Genomic DNA, 7,053 nt, shown 5'->3' on the forward strand with positions numbered 1-7,053 from the left:
GGCTTGGTCGTGGCTGTCGGGGCGCCTCTGGCGGCTGTCAGGGCTCCTGGTCGGAGGGGCCCCTGCCGCCCAGTTCCACCGCCGTGCAGCGCCAGCGTAGGTCGGGAGCCTGTTCCAGGCGGAAGGCCATGGCGTGCAGGTGGCCGCCGGTGCTGATGCGCGCGAAGACCTCGATCGCGCCCGCGCGTGGGACGTAGTGGCCGATGTCGCGGATGACGGCGCGCTGGCGCTGGCCGGTGGCGTGCAGTGGGGTGTGCTCGGCCAGTCGGGCGAGGTCGTCGTAGGCCTGTCCCGCGGTGTGCCGGAGCATCGAGTGCACCGGGCGCTGGCCGCTGAGCACGGCCAGCAGGCGCTCGGTGAACAGTGCGGTGAGGGGTGGGCGGCGGTGCTGGCGCAGGNCGAGACGCGGCGGCCTCCGGGGTGTGCTGACCCTTGCGTGGTGCTGTGCGCGGTTCTGTGCGCGGTGCGCGCTGTTGTTTCGTTGTGGGGCGGGGCCGCGTCGGGGGGCACGTGCTCCCGCCGCGCGAGGTGGTCCGGTAGGGGCGGAGTGCCCGGTGGTGGGGTGGGCGTTGGGCGGTCCGCGCGCACCCCCCGCCACGTCCCCTCACGTCGGCATCGCGCCTGCGGGCCGGTGGGGCTCACGCCCGGTCGTGTCTCGTCACGTGAGCGTCGCGTCTGCGGGTGGGCGGGTGCCCGCGCCCCCGTCGTGTCTCGTTACGTGGGTGTCGCGTCTGCGGGTGGGTGGGGGCTTGCGCCCCCGTCGTGTCTCGTTACGTGGGTGTCGCGTCTGCGGGTGGGTGGGGGCTTGCGCCCCCGTCGTGTCTCGTTACGTGAGCGTCGCGTCTGCGGGTGGGGTGCGCCCCTGTCGTGTCTCCTCGCGTTGGCGGCGCGTCGCAGGCATGGTCCGCCGGACACTTCCCTACGTCGTCGGGGCCTTCGCTCGGAGGATTGTGAGGAATTCGCGCATCCAGCTGGAGTGGTCGGGCCAGGCTCGGGCGGAGACCAGGGTGCCGTCTACTACGGCTTCGGTGTCCTGGAAGGTGGCGCCTGCGGCCTGCATGTCGAGTTCCAGGGCGGGGTAGGCCGTGACGCGGCGGCCGCTGAGGCTGCCGATGGCCGCGGTCAGGAGTGGGCCGTGGCAGATCTGGGCGATCGGCTTGTCGGCGTCGAAGAACGCCTTGAGGATCTTGCGGAGCTCGGGGTCGTTGCGGAGGTACTCCGGGGCCCGGCCGCCGGGGATCACCAGGGCGACGTACTGGCCCGGGTCGACCTCGGAGAAGGCCAGGTCAGCTGGCCAGGTGTAGCCGGGCTTCTCGGTGTACGTGTCGAAGCCGGGCTCGAAGTCGTGGATCACGAACTGCAGCTTCTTGCGGGCGGGGGCGGCGATGTGGACGTCGTAGCCCTCCTCACGTAGCCGCTGGTAGGGGTACATGACCTCCAGTGATTCCGCTGCGTCACCGGTGACGATGAGGATCTTCGCTGCCATGGCTGGTCGCTCCCTCGGTGGGTACGGTCCAGGGCCCTTCTGGCCAACGTGCCTCCGGAGCCGTGGTTTGCCAAGAGGTGGCGGCTGCCGTCTTTGGACGTAGTGTCAAAGTTTGAGCGTTGTTTTTGTACGCAGATGGCTCATGACGGTCCCCCGGGGTGGGGCGATAGCCTGGACCCGTGATCAGCGCAATACGTCGCGGGGGCAGCGCAGCCCCCGGCCGCCTGAGCCCGGCGCACCACCGTGCCCGGGCCTGCGCTGATTCTTTTTGGCAGAGCCGGCTGTCCGAAACGACAGTCCGTGTGGCCATATCTCATCCCGGCGTACCGTCGAAGCTGACCGGATACCCCGCGTCGCGGCGTTACGCCACTTACTTCTACGTCACGCAACGGCGCGCGACAGGAGCCAGAGGACATGCAGACCAAGCTGGACGAAGCCAAGGCCGAGCTGCTCGCACGGGCTGCCCGGGTTGCTGAGAACAGCCCGGTCGGGGGGCAACTTCCGACGGGGGCCAAAGACGGGGAGCGTCCGGACCAGGACACTGTCCTCACCTACCTCCAGCGCTACTACCTGCACACCGCCCCCGAGGATCTGACCGACCGTGACCCGGTCGATGTCTTCGGAGCGGCGCTTTCGCACTACCGACTGGCCGAAAGCCGCCCGCAGGGCACGGCGAGCGTGCGGGTGCACACCCCGACGGTGGAGGAGAACGGGTGGACCTGTAGCCACTCCGTCGTCGAGGTGGTCACGGATGACATGCCGTTCCTGGTCGACTCGGTCACCAACGAGCTGTCCCGGCAGGGCCGCGGCATCCATGTAGTGATCCATCCGCAGGTCTTCGTGCGGCGTGATGTCACGGGGAAGCTCATCGAGGTTCTGCCCGACGGCTCCCAGGTCGACGGCCACGACACGCTGGTCGAGTCCTGGATCCATGTGGAGATCGACCGCGAGACCGACCGCGCCGACCTCAAGCAGATCACCGCCGATCTGCAGCGGGTGCTGTCCGACGTACGCGAGGCCGTCGAGGACTGGGGCAAGATGCGCGAGGCCGCGCTGCGCATCGCCGACGACCTGCCCGGCGAGCCCACCGCCGACGATCTGCGTGACCGTGAGGTCGAGGAGGCCCGCGAGCTGCTGCGCTGGCTCGCCGACGACCACTTCACCTTCCTGGGTTTCCGCGAGTACCACCTCAACGAGGACGACTCGCTCGGCGCCGTCCCCGGCACCGGCCTCGGCATCCTGCGCTCCGACCCGCAGCACAGCCACGAGGACCCGCACGGCCACCCGGTCAGCCCGTCCTTCAACCGGCTGCCCGCCGACGCCCGGGCCAAGGCCCGTGAGCACAAGCTCCTGGTGCTGACCAAGGCGAACAGCCGGGCCACCGTGCACCGCCCCAGCTACCTCGACTACGTCGGCGTGAAGAAGTTCGACGCCAAGGGGAATGTGGTTGGTGAGCGACGCTTTCTCGGGCTGTTCTCGTCGGCCGCCTACACCGAGTCGGTGCGTCGGGTGCCCGTCATTCGGCGCAAGGTCGCCGAAGTTCTGAAGACGGCCGGGTTCTCGCCCAACAGCCACGACGGGCGTGACCTGCTCCAGATTCTGGAGACCTACCCGCGCGACGAGCTCTTCCAGACGCCGGTGGACGAGCTGCGTACGACGGTGACGAGCGTCCTGTATCTCCAGGAGCGCCGTCGGCTGCGGCTGTACCTGCGCAAGGACGAGTACGGGCGCTACTACTCGGCCCTGATCTACCTGCCCCGCGACCGCTACACCACCGGCGTACGGCTGCGGCTGATCGACATCCTCAAGGAGGAGCTCGGCGGCAGCAACGTCGACTTCACCGCCTGGAACACCGAGTCGATCCTGTCCCGGCTGCACTTCGTCGTCCGGGTCCCGCCGGGTACCGAGCTGCCCGCGCTGACCGTCAGTGACACCGAGCGCATCGAGGCCCGTCTGGTCGAGGCCTCCCGCTCCTGGGCCGACGGCTTCGCCGAGGCGCTCAACGCCGAGCTGGGCGAGGAGCGCGCCGCCGAGCTGCTGCGCCGGTACTCCGGGGCCTTCCCCGAGGGCTACAAGGCCGACCACACCCCGCGCAGTGCCGTCGCCGACCTGGTCCACCTGGAGCAGCTGAGCGAGGGCGAGCAGGACTTCGCGCTCTCGCTGTACGAGCCGGTGGGCGCCGGACCCGGCGAGCGCCGCTTCAAGATCTACCGCCTGGGGACCCAGGTCTCGCTGTCCGCCGTGCTGCCGGTGCTGCAGCGCCTGGGCTGCGAGGTCGTCGACGAGCGTCCGTACGAGCTGCGGACCACCGACCGCGAACCCGCGTGGATCTACGACTTCGGGCTGCGCATGCCCGAGACGAACGGCGAGCACCTCGCGGGCGACGCCCGGGAGCGTTTCCAGGAGGCCTTCGGCGCCGTCTGGACCGGGCAGGCCGAGAACGACGGCTTCAACGCCCTGGTGCTGCGCGCCGGTCTCGGCTGGCGGCAGGCGATGGTGCTGCGGGCGTACGCCAAGTACCTGCGCCAGGCCGGTTCGACCTTCAGCCAGTCCTACATGGAGGAAACCCTCCGCACCAACGTCCACACCACCCGGCTCCTGGTCCACCTCTTCGAGGCCCGGATGTCGCCGGACCGCCAGCGCGCGGGCACCGAGCTGATCGACGGACTGCTCGAAGAGCTGGGGGGCGCGCTCGACGAGGTCGCCTCGCTGGACGAGGACCGGATTCTGAGGTCGTTCCTCACGGTCATCAAGGCGACTCTGCGGACCAACTTCTTCCAGGAGGGGGAGGGCGGCAGGCCGCACTCGTACGTCTCCATGAAGTTCGATCCGCAGGCCATTCCCGATCTGCCGGCCCCCCGGCCCGCGTTCGAGATCTGGGTGTACTCGCCGCGCGTCGAGGGTGTCCACCTGCGCTTCGGCAAGGTCGCGCGCGGTGGCCTGCGCTGGTCCGACCGTCGTGAGGACTTCCGTACGGAGATCCTCGGCCTGGTCAAGGCGCAGGAGGTCAAGAACACCGTCATCGTGCCGGTCGGCGCCAAGGGCGGCTTCGTCGCCAAGCAGCTGCCCGACCCGGCCAAGGACCGCGACGCCTGGCTGGACGAGGGCATCGCCAGCTACCGCACCTTCATCTCGGCGCTGCTCGACATCACCGACAACCTGGTGGCGGGCGAGGTCGTGCCGCCCGCCGACGTGGTACGCCACGACCAGGACGACACCTACCTGGTGGTCGCCGCCGACAAGGGCACCGCGACGTTCTCGGACATCGCCAACGACGTGGCCGGCAGCTACAACTTCTGGCTGGGCGACGCCTTCGCCTCCGGCGGCTCGGCGGGCTACGACCACAAGGGCATGGGCATCACCGCCCGCGGTGCCTGGGAGTCCGTCAAGCGGCACTTCCGCGAGCTGGGCCACGACACCCAGACCCAGGACCTCACCGTCGTCGGCGTCGGCGACATGTCCGGTGACGTCTTCGGCAACGGCATGCTGCTCAGCGAGCACATCCGCCTGGTCGCCGCCTTCGACCACCGGCACATCTTCATCGACCCGAACCCGGACGCGGCGACCTCGTACGCCGAGCGGCGCCGCCTCTTCGAGCTGCCGCGCTCCAGCTGGGCCGAGTACGACAAGGACCTGCTCTCCGCGGGCGGCGGCATCTTCCCGCGCAGCGCCAAGTCGATCTCGCTCAACCAGGCCATCCGCGACGCGCTCGGCATCGATGCCTCGGTCGTCAAGATGACGCCCGCCGAGCTGATGAAGGCGGTCCTGCAGGCGCCGGTCGACCTGCTGTGGAACGGCGGCATCGGTACGTATGTGAAGGCGAGCACCGAGACCGACGCGGACGTCGGTGACAAGGCGAACGACGCGATCCGGGTCGACGGCTCCGAGCTGAGGGTCAAGGTCGTCGGCGAGGGCGGCAACCTGGGCCTGACCCAGCTCGGCCGGATCGAGTTCGCGCGCGGCGGCGGCCGGGTCAACAACGACGCGATCGACAACAGCGCCGGTGTGGACACCTCCGACCACGAGGTGAACATCAAGATCCTGCTCAACGCGGTGGTGGCCGACGGCGACATGACCGTCAAGCAGCGCAACAAGCTGCTCGCCGAGATGACCGACGAGGTCGGCTCCCTGGTGCTGCGCAACAACTACGGGCAGAACACCGCCCTCGCGCTGGCCGGCGCCCAGTCCGCCAGCATGCTCCACGCCCAGCAGCGCTTCATGCGCCGCCTGGTGCGCGACGGCCACCTGGACCGGGCCCTGGAGTTCCTGCCCACCGAGCGGCAGATCCGGGAGCGGCTGAACAACGGCCGCGGGCTGACCCAGCCGGAGACCGCGGTCCTGCTCGCGTACACGAAGATCACCGTTGCCGAGGAGCTCTTCGCCACCGGGCTGCCGGACGACCCGTATCTGCAGGGCCTGCTGCACACGTACTTCCCGACGCAGCTGCGCGAGCGCTACCTCGACCAGATCAACGCCCACGCGCTGCGCCGCCAGATCGTCACCACGGTGCTGGTCAACGACACCGTGAACGCGGGTGGTACGAGCTTCCTGCACCGGATGCGGGAAGAGACCGGCGCCTCGCTCGAAGAGGTCGTACGGGCGCACACCGCGGCCCGCGAGATCTTCGGCCTCAGCGGGGTGTGGGACGCGGTCGAGAGCCTGGACAACATCGTCTCGGCCGAGGTGCAGACCCGGATCAGGCTGCACTCGCGCCGTCTGGTGGAGCGCGGCACCCGCTGGCTGCTCAACAACCGGCCGCAGCCGCTGGACCTGGCCGAGACCATCGGCTTCTTCAGCGCGGGCGTCAGCCAGGTCTGGACCAAGCTGCCGAACCTGCTGCGCGGCGCCGACCTGGAGTGGTACCAGCAGATCCGGGACGAACTGGCGGACGCCGGGGTGCCGGACGAGCTGGCACAGCAGGTCGCCGGGTTCTCGTCGGCCTTCCCGGCCCTGGACGTCGTGCTGATCGGCGAGCGGCTGGACAAGGACCCGATGGTCGTCGCCGAGGTCTACTACGACCTCGCCGACCGGCTGCAGATCACCCAGCTGATGGACCGCATCAGCGCGCTGCCGCGGAGCGACCGCTGGCAGTCGATGGCGCGCGCGGCGATCCGAGAGGACCTGTACGCGGCGCACGCGGCGCTCGCCTCGGATGTGCTGGCGGCGGGCGACGGCTCGGCCACGCCGGAGCAGCGCTTCAAGGCGTGGGAGGAGCGGAACGCCGCGATCCTCTCGCGCGCGAAGACGACGCTGGACGAGATCCGGGGCTCGGACGCCTTCGACCTGGCGAACCTGTCGGTGGCGATGCGGACCATGCGGACGCTGCTGCGTACGCACGGCTGACGTGCGGCGAGCACGTTGAAGGGTGCCCCGGTCGGCTTGCCGACCGGGGCACCTCGCGTGTGGGTGCTTCTCGCGGGAGCACACACGTGCCATGCGCGAAAAATCGGATATGCAGGATAAAGTGGTCCGAATGAGTCACCCGACGACCACGCTTCCCGGGGCCGCCCGTGGTTCCAGCGTGCCCGCCACCGCTGTCCGGGTGCCCGCACCCGCCCCGCCCCCGC

3 protein-coding genes are annotated in these 7,053 nt (G+C 69.8%); 1 reads left to right on the forward strand and 2 read right to left on the reverse strand.

The features are described from left to right. Window positions 1–37 precede the first annotated feature (37 nt). Both U9R90_RS32270 and U9R90_RS32275 read right to left on the reverse strand, forming a co-directional pair. Window positions 38–598 carry an Rv3235 family protein gene (locus tag U9R90_RS32270; protein WP_411060585.1) on the reverse strand — a complete coding sequence of 187 codons (561 nt, stop codon included), beginning with the start codon at window positions 596–598 and terminating at the stop codon, window positions 38–40. A 321-nt stretch (window positions 599–919) separates the two neighbouring features. After that, window positions 920–1,486 carry a DJ-1/PfpI family protein gene (locus U9R90_RS32275; protein WP_411060587.1) on the reverse strand — a complete coding sequence of 189 codons (567 nt, stop codon included), beginning with the start codon at window positions 1,484–1,486 and terminating at the stop codon, window positions 920–922. Window positions 1,487–1,900: 414 nt separating this feature from the next. Here U9R90_RS32275 and U9R90_RS32280 point away from each other — a divergent pair, with 414 nt between their 5' ends. Continuing rightward, complete coding sequence (locus tag U9R90_RS32280) at window positions 1,901–6,829, forward strand: NAD-glutamate dehydrogenase (RefSeq protein ID WP_411060589.1); 4,929 nt, start codon at window positions 1,901–1,903, stop codon at window positions 6,827–6,829. Window positions 6,830–7,053: the final 224 nt, after the last annotated feature.

The sequence above is a fragment of the Streptomyces sp. E11-3 genome, assembly GCF_046540415.1.
GTDB lineage: Bacteria > Actinomycetota > Actinomycetes > Streptomycetales > Streptomycetaceae > Streptomyces.